Annotated in this window: 15 protein-coding genes and 4 tRNA genes; 2 read left to right on the top strand and 17 right to left on the bottom strand. The window is 54.4% G+C overall.

Annotation, left to right across the window (positions count from 1 at the left end; translation table 11 throughout):
- Window positions 1-9 precede the first annotated feature (9 nt).
- The 15 genes from DW943_RS00695 to DW943_RS00630 all read right to left on the bottom strand — a co-directional run bounded on the left by DW943_RS00695 (window position 10) and on the right by DW943_RS00630 (window position 10,009).
- Entirely contained in the window at window positions 10-306 is a 297-nt protein-coding gene (locus DW943_RS00695; protein ID WP_117861898.1) for a hypothetical protein, read from the bottom strand.
- The gene (locus tag DW943_RS00690) at window positions 293-2,326 is read right to left on the bottom strand and encodes an ABC-F family ATP-binding cassette domain-containing protein (protein WP_117861897.1); all 2,034 of its coding nucleotides are present in this window, start codon (window positions 2,324-2,326) and stop codon (window positions 293-295) included. Before DW943_RS00690 ends, DW943_RS00695 begins: the two co-directional genes overlap by 14 nt.
- 75 nt (window positions 2,327-2,401) lie before the next feature.
- Window positions 2,402-2,474 (bottom strand) — tRNA-Ala (locus DW943_RS00685).
- Between the two features lie 478 nt (window positions 2,475-2,952).
- Window positions 2,953-3,028, bottom strand: a tRNA-Ile gene (locus DW943_RS00680).
- A gap of 198 nt (window positions 3,029-3,226) precedes the next feature.
- Window positions 3,227-3,299 (bottom strand) — tRNA-Ala (locus DW943_RS00675).
- 118 nt (window positions 3,300-3,417) lie between these two features.
- Entirely contained in the window at window positions 3,418-4,575 is a 1,158-nt protein-coding gene (locus DW943_RS00670) for a hypothetical protein (protein ID WP_117861896.1), read from the bottom strand.
- 379 nt (window positions 4,576-4,954) lie between these two features.
- A tRNA-Val gene (locus DW943_RS00665) sits at window positions 4,955-5,029 on the bottom strand.
- A gap of 138 nt (window positions 5,030-5,167) precedes the next feature.
- Window positions 5,168-5,956, bottom strand: coding sequence for a DUF3825 domain-containing protein (locus DW943_RS00660; RefSeq protein ID WP_117861895.1), 789 nt, complete (start codon window positions 5,954-5,956; stop codon window positions 5,168-5,170).
- A 45-nt stretch (window positions 5,957-6,001) separates the two neighbouring features.
- Entirely contained in the window at window positions 6,002-6,514 is a 513-nt protein-coding gene (locus tag DW943_RS00655; protein ID WP_233543543.1) for a Fic family protein, read from the bottom strand.
- Window positions 6,514-6,699 (bottom strand): hypothetical protein, encoded by a 186-nt coding sequence (locus tag DW943_RS10405; RefSeq protein ID WP_117757177.1) that lies wholly within the window; start codon window positions 6,697-6,699, stop codon window positions 6,514-6,516. Before DW943_RS10405 ends, DW943_RS00655 begins: the two co-directional genes overlap by 1 nt.
- An 11-nt stretch (window positions 6,700-6,710) precedes the next feature.
- Entirely contained in the window at window positions 6,711-7,400 is a 690-nt protein-coding gene (locus DW943_RS00650; RefSeq protein ID WP_117800183.1) for a helix-turn-helix domain-containing protein, read from the bottom strand.
- Window positions 7,381-8,049, bottom strand: a complete 669-nt coding sequence (locus DW943_RS00645; protein ID WP_117800184.1) for a DUF3990 domain-containing protein — start codon at window positions 8,047-8,049, stop codon at window positions 7,381-7,383. The genes DW943_RS00650 and DW943_RS00645 overlap by 20 nt, the downstream gene beginning before the upstream one ends.
- Window positions 8,050-8,247: 198 nt before the next feature.
- Complete coding sequence (locus DW943_RS00640) at window positions 8,248-8,547, bottom strand: nucleotidyltransferase family protein (protein ID WP_117800185.1); 300 nt, start codon at window positions 8,545-8,547, stop codon at window positions 8,248-8,250.
- 28 nt (window positions 8,548-8,575) lie between these two features.
- On the bottom strand, window positions 8,576-8,854 hold the full coding sequence (locus DW943_RS00635) for a hypothetical protein (RefSeq protein WP_117800186.1): 279 nt from the start codon (window positions 8,852-8,854) through the stop codon (window positions 8,576-8,578).
- A gap of 306 nt (window positions 8,855-9,160) precedes the next feature.
- Window positions 9,161-10,009, bottom strand: coding sequence for a hypothetical protein (locus DW943_RS00630; RefSeq protein WP_117800188.1), 849 nt, complete (start codon window positions 10,007-10,009; stop codon window positions 9,161-9,163).
- 297 nt (window positions 10,010-10,306) lie between these two features.
- Between DW943_RS00630 and DW943_RS00625 the strand changes: the two genes are divergently transcribed.
- Together DW943_RS00625 and DW943_RS00620 are read left to right on the top strand one after the other, a co-directional pair.
- Window positions 10,307-10,867 carry a hypothetical protein gene (locus DW943_RS00625; protein WP_117861893.1) on the top strand — a complete coding sequence of 187 codons (561 nt, stop codon included), beginning with the start codon at window positions 10,307-10,309 and terminating at the stop codon, window positions 10,865-10,867.
- A 176-nt stretch (window positions 10,868-11,043) separates the two neighbouring features.
- Window positions 11,044-12,198, top strand: coding sequence for a hypothetical protein (locus DW943_RS00620; RefSeq protein ID WP_117861892.1), 1,155 nt, complete (start codon window positions 11,044-11,046; stop codon window positions 12,196-12,198).
- A gap of 340 nt (window positions 12,199-12,538) precedes the next feature.
- Here the strand turns inward: DW943_RS00620 and DW943_RS00615 are convergent, their stop codons facing one another.
- Both DW943_RS00615 and DW943_RS00610 read right to left on the bottom strand, forming a co-directional pair.
- Window positions 12,539-13,645, bottom strand: coding sequence for a hypothetical protein (locus tag DW943_RS00615; protein WP_117861891.1), 1,107 nt, complete (start codon window positions 13,643-13,645; stop codon window positions 12,539-12,541).
- Window positions 13,646-13,896: 251 nt separating this feature from the next.
- The gene (locus DW943_RS00610) at window positions 13,897-14,505 is read right to left on the bottom strand and encodes a hypothetical protein (RefSeq protein ID WP_117861890.1); all 609 of its coding nucleotides are present in this window, start codon (window positions 14,503-14,505) and stop codon (window positions 13,897-13,899) included.
- Window positions 14,506-14,515: the final 10 nt, after the last annotated feature.

Here is a 14,515-nt window from a genome sequence, read left to right as displayed (position 1 = left end):
GGCGCTCCCCTAGCGGACGCGACACGAGGCGCGCGTGAGCAGGTAGTCGGCTACAAACAGGATGACGGCCACGATGGCGTAATCCAAGCGGAACACACCGCCAAAGGGCGACGTGATGACGCCGTAGCCGGCGATGGCGCTCGGCAGCGCGCGCGAAAGCTCAACGACAAAGCCCACGATCTGCAGCTTGGCGGTGAGGCCGCTAAAACACAGCAGCACGGTCATCGCACTCATAAAAATGCCGCAGATGCGACAGGCGATGGCGATGATGCTCATCGCCACGGCAGCGGCCTTACGAGAGTTCACGCGCGGTCTCCTCTTCGATCTGGGTGGAAAGCTCCAGCCATTCGTCCTCGAGCTTGGGCAGCTCTTGCTTAAGGCCGTTATATTCCCCCAGCGCGGCGTTGAACTTGTCTTGATCGGCATAAAGCTCTTCGCTCGCCATCAATTCCATAAGCTCGTCATAGCGAGCACGCTTTTTGTCGAGCTCCGTCTCGATCTTCTTGAGCTGGTTACGCACGCCCTTGAGCTTTTTGTTGAGCGCAGCGCGGGCTTGGGCCTCGGCGCGCTTTTGCTCCTTGGTCTTTTTGCCCTCGGCAGGCTTAGGCGCCGCGACGGGGGTGTCGGCCTGGGCAGCGCTGGCCTTGGCGGACTTGGTCGTGGCCGGCGCGCTCTCCGTGGACGCCTCGGCGGCGGCGCGGGCTGCGAGGTCCTCGCGCTTGTAGAGGTAGTAGTCGTAGTCGCCGTCGTAGACCGTGACTTGTCCGTCGCGGATGTCGATGACGCGGTTGGCCACGGCGCGCACCAGGTGTTCGTCGTGGCTGATCAGCACGATGGTGCCGGGGAAGTTTTGCAGGGCGTTCTCGAGCATGTCCACCGAGTCGATGTCTAGGTGGTTGGTGGGCTCGTCCAGGCACAGGAGCGCCTCGGGGGCCACGAGCATCTTGGCCAGGGCCAGACGCGCTTTTTCGCCGCCGGAGAGGACGCGAACCTGCTTCTCGATGGAATCGTTGTCGCTAAACAGGAAGGCGCCAAGTAGGCTGCGCTGCTGTGGCACGGTCCACTTGGGCGTGACGGTGTCGATCTCTTGCAGGACGGTATTGGACTCGGTCATGCCCTCGAGTGCGTGCTGGGCGTAGTAGGCCACGCCCACGTTGGTGCCCAGGTCCCGGGTGCCGGTGGTGGGCGGCTCCAGGCCGGCGAGGATCTTCATGAGCGTGGACTTGCCAGCGCCGTTGGGGCCGACGAGCGCCACGTGCTCGCCGCGGTAGAGCTTGAGGTCGATGTCGCTGTAGATGTGCTTGTTGCCGTAGGACTTGGAGACGCCCTCCAGGCCCACGACCATGTCGCCGGAGCGCGGCGGGTCAGGGAACTTAAAGTCGATGTGCTTGTGGCCCTCGGGTAGGATGACAAGCTCCTTTTTGATCTGCTCGATCTTGCGGATGCGCTCCTGGGCCTGGGCTGCCTTGGTGGGCTTGTAGCGGAACTTGTCAACGAAGACCTGCATATGGGCGATGTCGCGCTCCTGGGCGGCGCGCTTGGCGCGCATCTGCTCCAGGTTGTCCTCGCGCTGCTTGAGGTAGCTGCTGTAATTGCCGGTGTAAGTGGTCACGCGACGGTTTTCGAGTGCGGCGACGTGGTCGACGCAGGCGTCCATAAAGGCGCGGTCGTGGCTGACGATGAGGACGGCGCCGTCGTAGTTGGCGATAAAGCCGCGCAGCCACTGGACGCTTTCGAGATCCAGGTGGTTAGTGGGCTCGTCCAGAAGCAGCAGGTCAGGATGGCGCAGGAAGAGCTTGGCGAGCGCGATGCGCATCTGCCAGCCGCCCGAGAACTCGGAGCATGGGCGCTCAAAGTCAGTGACCTTAAAGCCCAAGCCGGACAGGATCTTGCGGGCGTTGCTCTCGAGCTCGTAGCCGCCCAGGTGCTCAAAGCGGTCCTGGACCTGGCCGTATTCGTTGAGGAGTGCGTCGACGTCCTCGCCCTGCTCGGAGAGCTCGGTGATTTGGGCCTGCAGCTCGTTAGCGCGCTCGCCCATGCGGCGGATTTCCTTGGCGGCGGCCATGACCTCGGCGAGGATGGTGGTGTCCTTTTGTTCCAGATTAGTTTCCTGCTCTAGGTAGCCCACCTGGCAGTCCTTTGCGTACTGGACCTGGCCGGAGTCGGGACTGTCGATGCCCATGATGATTTTGAGCATGGTGGTTTTGCCGGCGCCGTTGGGGCCCACGAGCGCGAAGCGCTCGCCGGGGTTGATCTGGAAGGACGCGCCGCTAAAGAGGACGCGTGCGCCGAAGCTTTTTTCGATCTTGTCGACCAGGAGGATCATGGTGCCGCCTTTGACCTTGTGTGCCTATATGAAAAAAGGCCCCAACTTGCGTTGGAGCCTCATTCAATGCTCGGGTGGAGACGAGGGGGATCGAACCCCTGACCTCTTGACTGCCAGTCAAGCGCTCTCCCAGCTGAGCTACGCCCCCGTGCGAAGAAGTACTATACGGGAACTCGGACGGCGATGCAAGGGCATTTTTGGAAAAACTTTCCGGGGGCGCGGGCGCCGGAGTCCCGCGGGGCCGCGACGGCGGAGACCGGCGCCCGCGGGGCGCGCCCCGCGGGCGGGCGGCGCTGCCGCCGCCCTCCCATCAGGCTCCACTCCGGTCGCCCCCGGGATCCCCGCCACGAAACCGGCCCGTCTACTACGTTTGGGCGACATCCCCCGACCATGGCGTCTCGGGCAGAAATAAAACCGCAGGTAGACGGCCTGCGGTTTTCGCGAAATACGGGGTATGGTGGAGGGGTCGGGGTTAAACGTAGTAGATGGGCCGGTTTCGTGGCGGCGGCATCGCAGGCAGCCGACCGAGGGCACCCGGAAATGAGCAAGCAGGCTATTTGCAAGTGAAAACTAATGCCATGAAAAAGAAAACAGGCCAGACATATTGCCTGACCTGTTGAAAAACCTGGTGGGCCCTCCGGGATTCGAACCCAGAACCCAGGGATTATGAGTCCCCTGCGCTAACCGTTGCGCCAAGAGCCCTTATAAAGTGGCGCTTGCAGTTGGGGTGGCAGAACGGCCTCCAACGCTTTGAACCACGATGTGAAATACTACCATGCGCGCGGCACCCGTTCAACGCACGATCTTGTCGACCAGGAGGATCATGGTGCCGCCTTTGACCTTGTGTGCCTATATGAAAAAAGGCCCCAACTTGCGTTGGAGCCTCATTCAATGCTCGGGTGGAGACGAGGGGGATCGAACCCCTGACCTCTTGACTGCCAGTCAAGCGCTCTCCCAGCTGAGCTACGCCCCCGTGCGAAGAAGTACTATACGGGAACTCGGACGGCGATGCAAGGACATTTTTGGAAAAACTTTCCGGCGGCATCGCGGGCAGCCGACCGAGGGCGCCCGGAAGTGAGCAAGGCACCCGTCTAACGACCGATTTCCAGCCAGTTGCATAGTACGTTGGCTCGCAACTCCATTTCCGTCGTCTTTTGCGCCTTAGTTTTGCACCTATAGCGTAATTCCAAGCGCGAGCAAAGACTTCTCACGATCGCATCAAGCTGCTCGGCATCGTTAAGCATGTCGTGCGTAACCAGGAAGACGTCATACCCCATACTTTGCAGCGCCGTCATGCGTTTGGCATCGTGGTCGAGCACGGCGCCTGATCCGTGGATGACCTCTCCCTGAATCTCCACGATGTCCGCCTTCATTATGGTTGGATTCACGATTACGATATCCCCGTAGCAGACTTTTTGCCCTGCAATGCTCTGCGCCGATGCGGTAAGCGGCGTAAGGTCGTTAACATAAACGTTACGAAAGCCGGCACCGCCGCGAGAGCGAGGAAGCGATAGCAATAAAATTGCTGCAACTTCAAGCGGAGAAGCTGCTATACCTGTCACCAGCTGCGCGGCGTTGTAAAACTTTGTACCCCACTTTCGTCTTTTCATCTTACTGGCGTACTCATGAAGCTCGTGTAATTCGATGAGCGGCTTCCTCATCCAGAGCGAAGTGCCCTTTAGCCTTGTGACCTCCTTCGTCTTCTTTTGTCCGTTGGGCCCCTTCCTATTTACCTGTTCTTTGGCATTTATGCGCACATAAACGCGTTTCCATTGTGGTTCGTCTTGGCTTTCATCGAGGTCAAAGAGGGATTCGGTGGTTGCATTCTCGGCAGCCTCATTGGCTTTGTCTAGTTCCGCCTCTGCTGCTGCGGTGGGCTCAAAGACTGAGAACCATCCGCAGAATTCGTACATGGCAAGGACAAGATCGGTTGGAGATACAAAGCGCGCCATGGTAAATAGCGTCACAAGTGGATTGGTAACCCTAAAGCTCATCGCGGTTTCCAGCGTGCTATCTACCTCCGAAGCATCATCACAGTGGATTGTTGTCCGTAATCCCGAATGGTAGTTAACGCCACCGGGCACTGTTGTGGTAATAATCGGAGTTTTGAGGACGTCGACTACAAAGGGCGATTGAGATAGGGCTCGCCAGCCGTCTTCTGGGCTTGGCAGTCTTGGGTAGAGGTCGCGGACCTGCGGTGGGCAGCGCCAGTAGCGGAACGCGGTGTTTGCACAAATGATCTCGTCCATATGGGCCTCCCCTAGCTTTGGCTGCGTGCCGTTACGTTTGCAGGTAGACCGATTATCAATGGCGGCATCATGCGGGTAAGTACCGGAAGCTGACCAAATGCTGACCAATAGCTTGACGCATTTCGCCTAAAGATCGCCGTGTGGCACAAATCTGCTAGCAGGCGTTCTGGGGCCGTGGTTCCTATCTCCACATTTGTACGTGAATCCCATGGTAAATTCAATGAAAGAGCGCATGAGCTTTATGCAAAACGCGCGATGACGTCAGCACATGAGAGATCAGCTAGAAACGCGTTTAAATTTTTCGATTCGAGTTTGGTGTCAAGCTTGGCGTCAAAAAGAAAAAGGCCAGAGACTTAACACCTCTGACCTGTTCTTTAGATGGTGGGCGATACAAGATTCGAACTTGTGACCCCATCCGTGTGAAGGATATGCTCTACCCCTGAGCCAATCGCCCGTCGCCTTTCGGCAAAAGAGATACTATCATAGCCGCGCGTGGTTTACCAAGAACTTTTTGCCCCCGATTTTAAATTCGTGGATGCTAGCTAAGCCAAAGCAACCAAAGCAATAGGTAAAACTGCAGCTAAACCACCATTTACAGCTTTATCCACGAAGTCTCAGGGCGGCAGATGAGTCGCGCGTTGTTGTAGGCCATGTCGAGCGTGAGGCAGGTGCGCGCGGCGTAGAAACCGTCCTCGCGCTGGATGGTCAGCGCTAGCTCGGGTTTGTCACCGGTTAGGCACAGCGGCAGCAGCAGTTGGATCCGGCCGCCGTAGAACTGCGGCACGGCGAGCGTGTAGTTGGCGGCGGCGCGGCGGGCGGCTTCGACGACGGCGCCCTCAAAGGCACGGCGCAGCAGCAGCGAGTTGTCCTCCCCCATCAGGCTAGCGGGAATACGCGTAAGGTTCTCCTCGTCGCCCAGAATGTGGTCGATGTTGGAGCGGATGGGCAGGCGGTAGTCAAAGACCAGCTCGGAGGGGTCCTCGGCAAAGCGCACGCGGCACGGCAGGTACTCAAACGAGACCAGCATGGGGTCGCTCTCCTTAAAGAAGCCCTTCAAAAACCAGCGCTGGCGCGCGTCGGGCTTGGTGTTGGGCTCAAACAGGCCGTAGATGGTCTCGTAGCGACGCGTGTACAGGCCGGTATTGAACAGGCAGCGGTCATCGTCGAACACCAGCGGCAGGTTGGACGGCCCGGTCTGGTCCACGTCGCGCTCGGTCAGGAACACCGCGCGGCTAAACGAAAACGACAGGTAGTTTTTGAGGATGCGGTTGCCGGGACCCCAGTCCTCGGGGTCGGCGAGATCGGCCAGACGGTCGTAGCAGGTCTCGGGGCAAAACGCAAACTCGTAGACATTGCTGCACAGGGTGCTAGGGAGTTCCATGTGGCGTCCAATCAATTCATTAACCGGCGTGCGGATGCTTAGATTCTATACGAGCGACAGATCGCCCGTGCCCGCAACGAATCCGCAGCGCAGCTCTTCGGCTAGCTCGCTGTTCGTGCGGCGACTGGAAACGAGGTCCTGGATCCAGGCGTAGTACTGGTTGTCCTTTGGTTCGGGGCTGTCAGACAGCACGACCGGAGTGCCTGCGAACCTTAAGACGGACAACGCAAAGACAAGGCTGGTTCGTTTGTTACCGTCTTCAAAGATGTGGTCCTTGACCATGTGCTCGGCCGCGTAGGTGACCTGGTCAAAGATGTCTGTGAAGCGATCGGCCGGCGATTGACCGAATATCGTACAGAATGCACCCGCAAGCACGGACTCGACGCGTCCAAGCTCAAGCGCGGCCCGGTCGCCTGTGGCGTCGGTTGTATAGCAGCGCCCGACCGTCATCAACGTGCTGTGCAGGCGCATCACGGCCGCGGCCATATCTTCGAGCGAACCGGCATCATCGAGCACGAGCGGCGCGAACGGATGCGCTCCCCGCTTCGTGTCCGCCATCATGAGTTCTCCAAGAGCCTGAGCGCGTTGGGCATGTTCGAAATGGTCAGCCGAATAGCTTCGTCGATTGACGTGGTGCCGCCGAGCAAAATCGGTGATGCTGAATTTGCCACGTGCGCAGTTGAATGATCTTCTTGAGCAACGCAATCAGCGCCGTCATCTTGTTGAACATAGCTCCAAGGCATGTCTGACTCCTCTATAGCTTTACAGACGAAATAGCCTGCGAGTCGTACTCCAGAGCAATCGGTTGCCAGACGAGGTCTTCGATGGTGCAGTTTAGGGTGTCTGCAAGCGCCAATGCCGAGGAAACCGAGGCGCGGCGTAGGTCGAGCTGGTTCTGCTCGTAGAGTTGTATGGCGCGAAGCTTAACCCCCGATTGGGCGGCGAGCTGTTTTTGCGTTAGTCCGGCAGCCTTTCGTGCCGCCTTGAGGCCCTTTTTGTCTGCCTGGGCGTTGTTCCATTTTTCGATGACAATCTGGGCGAATTTATCTTCGGAGGCCTCGTGGAGCGGATGGTACGAGCCGATGATCCAATCGAGCGGAGCGACTTCGAGTAGCTTATTAAAGCCCAAGCTGCTCATCCATTGCGAATAGGCCATAACCCACCCCGCCCAATACTGAGGCGAACGGTCGAACGGATAGGTCTCCCTACATCTGACGGGGGTCAGTCCCGCATGGGCGATAATATCGCGCGCGAGCTCGTCGCCCGCCATGCCGCAGACGACGCGAGGCATACCGCGCTCAAACTGTTTCATCTCAAGAGCGTTCGACATGATCGCCGTCAACTCGGCTGGAGTCAGCCCTTGGTCACAGAGAGCAAAATCGACCGCCTCGCCCAGCGTTCTCATTGCATCCTCGAGATACATCTCACTGTAGGCGTGGGTCATCGCCCGTCATCCCCTCTCGAATGATATCGACGATACGTATTCCCTCAAACGGGTTTTCGGCAAGGAGCTCCCGATACTGCGCCCTTGCCGCTTCATCTCGTTCCTTGGCCAATGGACCATACAGAGCTTGCTGCGCACGTTCAAATCCAGCAAAACGAATGCTCTTAAACGCACGCTCGCTTTTGAGCACAATCTGCTCCCCCAGGTTACCGAGCCTCATAGATCGTCCAAGCTGATTAACGGTGATCGTATTGTTTACAAAAGCTCTGGCATAGCTAAAGTACGAGTCGTCCGCACGCCACCCCCTTATTACGTCGCAAGTGCTCGTCTGAGGTAGAAAGTGATCATGGAGATATTCGCACGCCCCCGCGGCAATGGCGGTATCTTTGCGAAAAGAACGATGCTCAACGAGCAACGCTATCCAATGCAGGACGCAATATTGCGGCGATAGCAAGTCAAGAACTTTGAGATCGGCTATATCGAGTTCATAGCGATTCGCAAAGCCATCGGCATCGCGCGAGCATGCCCATTCCCTTGCAAGGTCGAGGCTCTCTGTGCAATAGAATCCCTGTCCATAGTCGTTATGGATTTTCCCCAGGCCAAGCTGGGGAGTCTCAATGATTATCTGAGAACCATGCCACAGTTCCACGCGAGTCTCCTAACAGGTATCGCTCTAGCGATAGTATAACATACTATCGCTAGAGCGATACCTGTATTCAAATAGCAAGAGGGTGTCTGGAACCGAGTTTGAGTTCAATACTGACTTCTAAGGCTCGCCGTGTCCGGAAGTATGCGACAAAACTCAGACTTGCTGATCACGCCGGAGCACACTAACGCCTCGTCCTGCTTACAGAGCTTCATAGACACGCACCTCATCTTGCTCGATGCTTTTGCGGAATGCCGGGCGCATGTGCTCTGGTGGGTTGGTGACGATATCAACCTTTCGCCCAAGTTCCCTCTCGAGCTCATGGGAGAGTTCGTAAAGCGTGCCGAAAGTCATAGTGTTGCCGCATACTAGGCGCAAGTCAATATCGCTATCGGGCGTTTGTTCGCCTCGGGTAAATGAGCCAAATAAATAGGCTTCGCTGACGTCGTATTGAGCCAGCACGCGGGAGGCGACGGTGGATATGTCGGAAGGCGAAATCATGGGATATTTTCCGTTCAACAGTAGAACGTCAGGGGGCCAGCGCCGAAACCGCCGGTCCGGCTTTTTGCCGTTCTGCAAGCTCGAAGATAAACGGAGCGTTTGATCTAATAAATTCTGTCAAGAAATTGAGGTCATCAGCAGTAAATCCTTCGACGTTGAACCATTTGACCGCAGGCAAGAAGCAATCCGCATGGTCAAAGCCAAAGTCAACCGGGCGTTCGACGGCTACGCGAACGGTTCCGTCTTCTCTTGTCTCTGAGTAGGCAAACTGAGTGCCGTCATCAAGCTGAACATAGCTCCAAAGCATGTTTGCCTCCTTATGTTTACATCCGAGTATAATGAGCAGACTAGATGGTTTGGATGTCCTTGTAGAACAAGTTTGTCATAAAGACATTTTTAGAATTTATGCAGACCCTCCGAAAAAGAAGATGCCCTCAACCCAAAGAGATTGAAGACATCTTATCAGTGGGCTTTCTTTTGATTCCGTTGGTCGCGCCCTACGACCAATTTCTGATTTTAAGTATGTTCAGGTAATGAAGGAAATGAGTGAGATTTCGAAAATGAGTTTGGCAGAATTAGGCAGAGTCAAATAACGAATGCCTCGTGTTATTTCTTACCCTTTGTTCGGAAGCAGAAGCTTGGTATATATCTGGAAGACAGTAAGAAGAAATAGGTCTTCCATGGTCTCGATTCTCTCGCCATCGAAACCGCCGGGGCACCCGTAGTACCTATTGTTGGCCTCGTCACCAGAGCCGTAGGTTGCCGCGTAGAATGCAGCGGTCGACGCGAATCGGCAGGCCTCTATCTCGGGGCTCGATTCGAATTGATAGTCATTTTTTAGATAGGAAATGGGGGCGAAGGAAGCGTCCCTCGATTCGAAGGCCTCGGAAAGGACCTTACGGATAAGGTAATCGTACCCCGGGGTACAGCTATCAGGGGGCAGGAACGAAGAGTCCAGGCACTCGGGAAGAAGGTTAACCCGAGGTTCTGGCAGTCTCTCCCCCGCATACCTTTCGAGGCTGTGAAGCACGTATTTCCCATCATCATAAAGAACAGATTCATCTTTTGGGAAGCGGTCACGGAGGACGGCTTCGACTGCGGCGATGCAACGGACGAACAGGTCTTCCTCTCCCCTGACCCGCAAGTCAAGACTGCAGTATTTAAGAATCAGATTCTGCACCTCCGGCACTAGGCAGCAGAATCCCCAATACATCTTACGTGAATAATGGAAAAGATCATTGTGCATGGCGGCAACGGCGCAAAGCGGTATTAGGCCTCTGTCGGCGTAATGGTTCGAGATGAACTCAATCGCTCGTGCCTTATTCCCTTCGGCGTGCCTACGCTCATCCCTCTCGTCCTGACGACGTTCGAATACTTCCATGCGCTTGCTCTGATATATTTGTATAAAGGCGATAACAATTGTCGCAGCTAAAGAAAATACCGAGCATATAAATTCAGGCATCGTGCTTCTCTCCAATAGAATTCTTATACAAAATCCAGTAATCACGCGATCCAATTATTGAGCATTTTTACGCATAGGGCGTTTGCTTTGATCGGAGCCATTTCATTATGAGCTTGTGCGAGTCTAACGGAATATTGGTGAGCCTATAAGGACTGGTTAAATCAAGCCATCTTTCGTCGACGAATCGGCGTCATCTGACAATGCATGAGGAGAACGTTGATAGATATACACCATCGTTTAAGCTCACTGGATTAGTTCTTGATAAGATGCGAAGAATAGCAGCAAGGAGATGATTGTATGGTTCGGCGAATCTCTAAATCGGAAATTGGCGGCGCACTTGAGCAGTGGCATGTCGGTTCATTAATGAAATTTGTTACGCAGAGAGTTTATGCGGAACAACTTATCCAGGGAATCCCCTACCTGCAGGCGGTTGATGAATTTAGATCAAAAGAGGCGGGAGATGGAAGGTCTGATGCCTACGAGGGTCTCCTTACAAGTTTTATGTCTGTTGGTTCAAGTCGTGCAATTTACTGCATGACGGCACTTGAAGATTCGAATTATCAATTCTTCCTACAGAGTAAGGATGGGCGGCGCATTAGAGACGAATTTTCAAATAGAGGCGCTGCAGTTTTGATTAAGGATCCTGTCGAGTTTTTGCTTCGATTTCAGGAAGCGGAACCTGAAGGTATCAATTTTGGACTGGTTTCTTATGACGGAGACATATTTGAGCCCAAGGTGGCGTTATCCAACTTTAAGCAGGCAGCCAGTGAAGTTACTTTCCACAAGAATCGTGCATATGAATATCAACATGAGTTTCGAATCGTCACTGGCCACGACTGCGATATCGACTTTAAATAGGAGGACAGGGATGGTGTAACGCACAACGTGTTCAACGGTTACATTCCCTATCAGGGTTTGAGACTTGGCTCCCTTGATGACATTGCTGAATTGCTTACCTTTCAGTGAGCGTCTATCGACAACGTTAAAAGGCGCGAGTTGAATTATGTTTCACTTATAAGGGCGGAGGATCCAGCATGAGCAAGAACAAAAGCGACCAGAACGCGCACGAAGAGCAAGTGTTCAATGATGTTCTTAAGCTATCGATGGCCTCGGGTGGATACAAGAAGAAAGCTGCCTTGAAGGTAAGTGGATCTATTAACGCAGGCAGCGAGTGCCCTGATATTGTTATTACCCGCGAAAATGGATCCATTGTTGGTTTGGAACATTTTAGAATCGACCATAACATCAAACATGGTCGAAACGCTCAATCAAAATCTGCTGAGCTCACATCGGTAATGAAAGCTGACTATGAAAAGCTGGTGCCAAGGCTTAAAGCCGACGACGTATCGTCGGAGGAAATGGCAAGTTTAGTCGCAAACTATGTCTCAGTGGCCAAATATTATCAAAGCTGTGCATGTTGCGATGATTTGACGCGCTCTCTAGATGCTCGGTTGTTTGGTGAAAAAGCAGGTCATGCTCGCAAATTGCCTAAATACCGCAATCACCTTACTGAACTTAGTGGTGATGATGGACGCATTGAATTGGGCTATTTAATTGAAATTCATTCAGATTTTCAGGGATTATTCATGCACGATGGAACAAGAGTGGCCCGCCTCGACAGTGGGCAATGCCCACTTTATGCGGAAATTTACGATCTTCTATTCAGGGCATCTTGTGAGGTCGATTGGATCCTAATGGGTTTTTACCCATGCTTGACTGACCAGATTGCAAATGCCGCCATCATAGATTGCCGTAATAATATGTTTAAGGAGAGCTGCCGCAGGCAGCGTCTTAAAAGAACGGAATATTTAGGTCTAGGTAAAACGGAACCCTTTCTCAAGCAAAGTAGAGTCGGAGAATCAGAAATTGAGCTTTGCGGAGATAAAGTAAATATCAAAATTGAAAAACCCGCTGAAGGGATTTCCCCTGAGCTCCTATTTTGCACTGCGATAAATGATGCTGCAAGAGCATTAAATCTTGATAGAAGCGGCGAAACGTATACAGCAACGATTTCTGTTCAACTGATTTACGAACTCGTGCGGATGAGGAGCAAGGGGATTCGAGGCATTGTGACAATTTACGATGTTATGCGGCTGCTTTTAGAAATTGAGTGGGCTGTATTAAAACAAGAGATTGACAGCTTTGGCGTACGGTACAACATTTCCGAAACACCAGACTTTTGCTTATAGACAATCCGGGATGTCACTAAGAAACCAGCTCATACAGCTCACCAATGAGTCCGGTTTAATATTTGCCCGCTTTAGCACCGTCGAATATTGCGAGGCAACTCTGATGGTCTTTCGCTTGGGCACCAGGGTCGACAAAGATCCCGGTGCCCTTTCGTTGCCTTCAGTCTAACCTGCGACATTATTGAATGCTTTTCTCATTCATGTGGACCTGGGTCGCATGTCACGATTCAGCCCATGATCACGTCCGTATGGCCTCTGCCTTCGATAATTGGGTGCCTATAGACAAACACGCAAATAGTTATACCTTGTGAATGTCTCTTTCTTCCAAATGGCAGCTATCTCAACAACGACATGCGGCAGCTAGAAGCACTGTAGCAAGCAGGAAAAACGTAAAGGAGACTGCGATCCAGTTGCTGTCGCCGGTCTTGGGGAGTGTCGCTGCGGTCGCGCTGGTGGCTTTAGGCTTGGACGGCGCAGGCACCGTGGTCTTGGTCACCCTCGTCTTGGTCGTTATGTTTGTCTTGGGCGACGTAGCCGCAGGCTTCATTGCGGGAACCGTCGTTGGCTCCGTACCGGGTTGCTCTGCAGCGGGACCGGCGCCACCATCAGGCTCGCCCGTCCCGCTGCCCGGCACGTCGCGTCCATCGGTCTCCCCCGCCGGAGGCGTGGCGACATCGGGCTCAACCACCACATGCGGTGCCACCGCACCGGAGGCGTCCACCATGCCGCTAGCACCAAAAGCCCCACCAGCAGGCGTCACAAACCGCGCGGACACTAGCGACCCACCCGTGCACGCAACGCCGCCGTCGGCACCGGTCGCATCAAGCCACGAGGCGTCGACGGAGAGCCGACAGCTGGCCGCGCCATCGCCAATGCCCGCGTCCTGCAGATACGCGCCGTAGGCGCGCACGCCCGCTCCGGACCCGGCGCCCGCGGCAACGACGCGCCCGCCGCCGCGCACGGCCATGTCGCCAGCGATCACGCCGGCGACCGCCTCGTCCGTAATATCGGCCCCGTCCGCCCGCGCATCGACTGAGCAGCCGTCCACCACGAGCGCCTGCGAGACGTGGATCCCGCACTGCGAGCCCGTCGCCGTCAGGGACCCGGTGCCGCGAAACGTCAGGTTGCCCCACACCTCCATGCCGCACAGCGTGATGTCCGCATCGGGCGCATGCGACTCCGTCACGGAGTTTTGCCCGGCAAGCGTCAGCACCAGGTCGCCCTCGGCGCCGATGGCCTCGCCCGCGTAGCCGTTAAGCTCCAGGTGGTCGGCATCGGTCCAGGCCCAGCCGGGGCCCGACACGCCCGGCTCGCAGTACGTCGCGCCCGCGATGATGAGGCTCTCCGCGCCCGCGGCATAAGAAGGTCCGCCCAGCAAAACGCATAGGCAGGCCACGGCAACAAACGCAATGTAATGACGGCTGGTGTAGGACTCGGCAGCAAACATACCCGCTCCGATCTTCGCAGGAGCCAATAGAATGTGCACCAGAAAATGCCCTGGTAGCAGCAGCTATTAGTGTATCGAGATCAGACTATGGGCGAGGAAGAAACCCCGAGATCGATTCCCGAAATTAGGTGTAAATCGTTTTGCCAATCGGTGAAAGGAAGGAGTCTCGCCACATCAATTGATGCTACGCTTACCATGATCTGCTTAAAAAGCAACTCGATTTATACGCCGACGATAACCTCACGGTCAAATTATAGTATCGATTCCGCGTCGGTTTGAGTCTTGGGCATTTCCTCGCAACCCTTTAGGCAAATAAATATTCTCGTGAAAACAAAAGTGTTATAAAGCAGGGATTTCGTTTCGCACACTATTCGAAACGAGAGAGCTAAATACATAAAACAGATGAGCACTTCAACATAATAATCGCAGCAAATCACTGCAGTCAATTTTAAAAACGTAGTTTGATCGATTAGAGAGATCAAAAGGCTCAACGTAAATGCTGTTGCAAATAAAACAAGCGCGTTCTCGTAGTAACGAAGGAAATTCAACAGTGGGTTACCTTCTTTTGAAGCCAGCCCATGAATATACGCACCATCCAGCAGACTGAAAAAGATTGCAAAGATTGAGAGCGCAACTCCGAATAACCCCAAAAACACATCCTTTAATGTCATGGACAAATTCACAATTAACTCAACGGAATTCGGAGCATTAAGCATATTTAGTGAAAGAACCAAGGAGATAACTGAAACTCCAATGGAGATTGGCAGGTTTCCTTTTACGGGCTTTAACTCGTGCAGTGCACCACTGATTAATTCGCCAACACTTCTTACTTCAGCAAATTGGGAAAGAACGTCAGGCATTAAGAGACCC

This window comes from Collinsella sp. AM44-11 (genome assembly GCF_003467145.1).
Classification (GTDB): domain Bacteria; phylum Actinomycetota; class Coriobacteriia; order Coriobacteriales; family Coriobacteriaceae; genus Collinsella.
Note: the sequence above shows the minus strand (reverse complement) of the source record. Positions and strands in the feature narration are given on the sequence as shown.

What these genes read in the sequence shown, in the direction of transcription:
- DW943_RS00690 (WP_117861897.1), bottom strand. Translation starts at nt 2,326, where the DNA reads ATGATCCTCCTGGTCGACAAGATCGAAAAAAGCTTCGGCGCACGCGTC.
- DW943_RS00670 (WP_117861896.1), bottom strand. Translation starts at nt 4,575, where the DNA reads ATGGACGAGATCATTTGTGCAAACACCGCGTTCCGCTACTGGCGCTGC.
- DW943_RS00660 (WP_117861895.1), bottom strand. Translation starts at nt 5,956, where the DNA reads ATGGAACTCCCTAGCACCCTGTGCAGCAATGTCTACGAGTTTGCGTTT.
- DW943_RS00655 (WP_233543543.1), bottom strand. Translation starts at nt 6,514, where the DNA reads ATGGCGGACACGAAGCGGGGAGCGCATCCGTTCGCGCCGCTCGTGCTC.
- DW943_RS10405 (WP_117757177.1), bottom strand. Translation starts at nt 6,699, where the DNA reads ATGCCTTGGAGCTATGTTCAACAAGATGACGGCGCTGATTGCGTTGCT.
- DW943_RS00650 (WP_117800183.1), bottom strand. Translation starts at nt 7,400, where the DNA reads ATGACCCACGCCTACAGTGAGATGTATCTCGAGGATGCAATGAGAACG.
- DW943_RS00640 (WP_117800185.1), bottom strand. Translation starts at nt 8,547, where the DNA reads ATGATTTCGCCTTCCGACATATCCACCGTCGCCTCCCGCGTGCTGGCT.
- DW943_RS00635 (WP_117800186.1), bottom strand. Translation starts at nt 8,854, where the DNA reads ATGCTTTGGAGCTATGTTCAGCTTGATGACGGCACTCAGTTTGCCTAC.
- DW943_RS00630 (WP_117800188.1), bottom strand. Translation starts at nt 10,009, where the DNA reads ATGCCTGAATTTATATGCTCGGTATTTTCTTTAGCTGCGACAATTGTT.
- DW943_RS00625 (WP_117861893.1), top strand. Translation starts at nt 10,307, where the DNA reads ATGGTTCGGCGAATCTCTAAATCGGAAATTGGCGGCGCACTTGAGCAG.
- DW943_RS00620 (WP_117861892.1), top strand. Translation starts at nt 11,044, where the DNA reads ATGAGCAAGAACAAAAGCGACCAGAACGCGCACGAAGAGCAAGTGTTC.
- DW943_RS00615 (WP_117861891.1), bottom strand. Translation starts at nt 13,645, where the DNA reads ATGTTTGCTGCCGAGTCCTACACCAGCCGTCATTACATTGCGTTTGTT.
- DW943_RS00610 (WP_117861890.1), bottom strand. Translation starts at nt 14,505, where the DNA reads ATGCCTGACGTTCTTTCCCAATTTGCTGAAGTAAGAAGTGTTGGCGAA.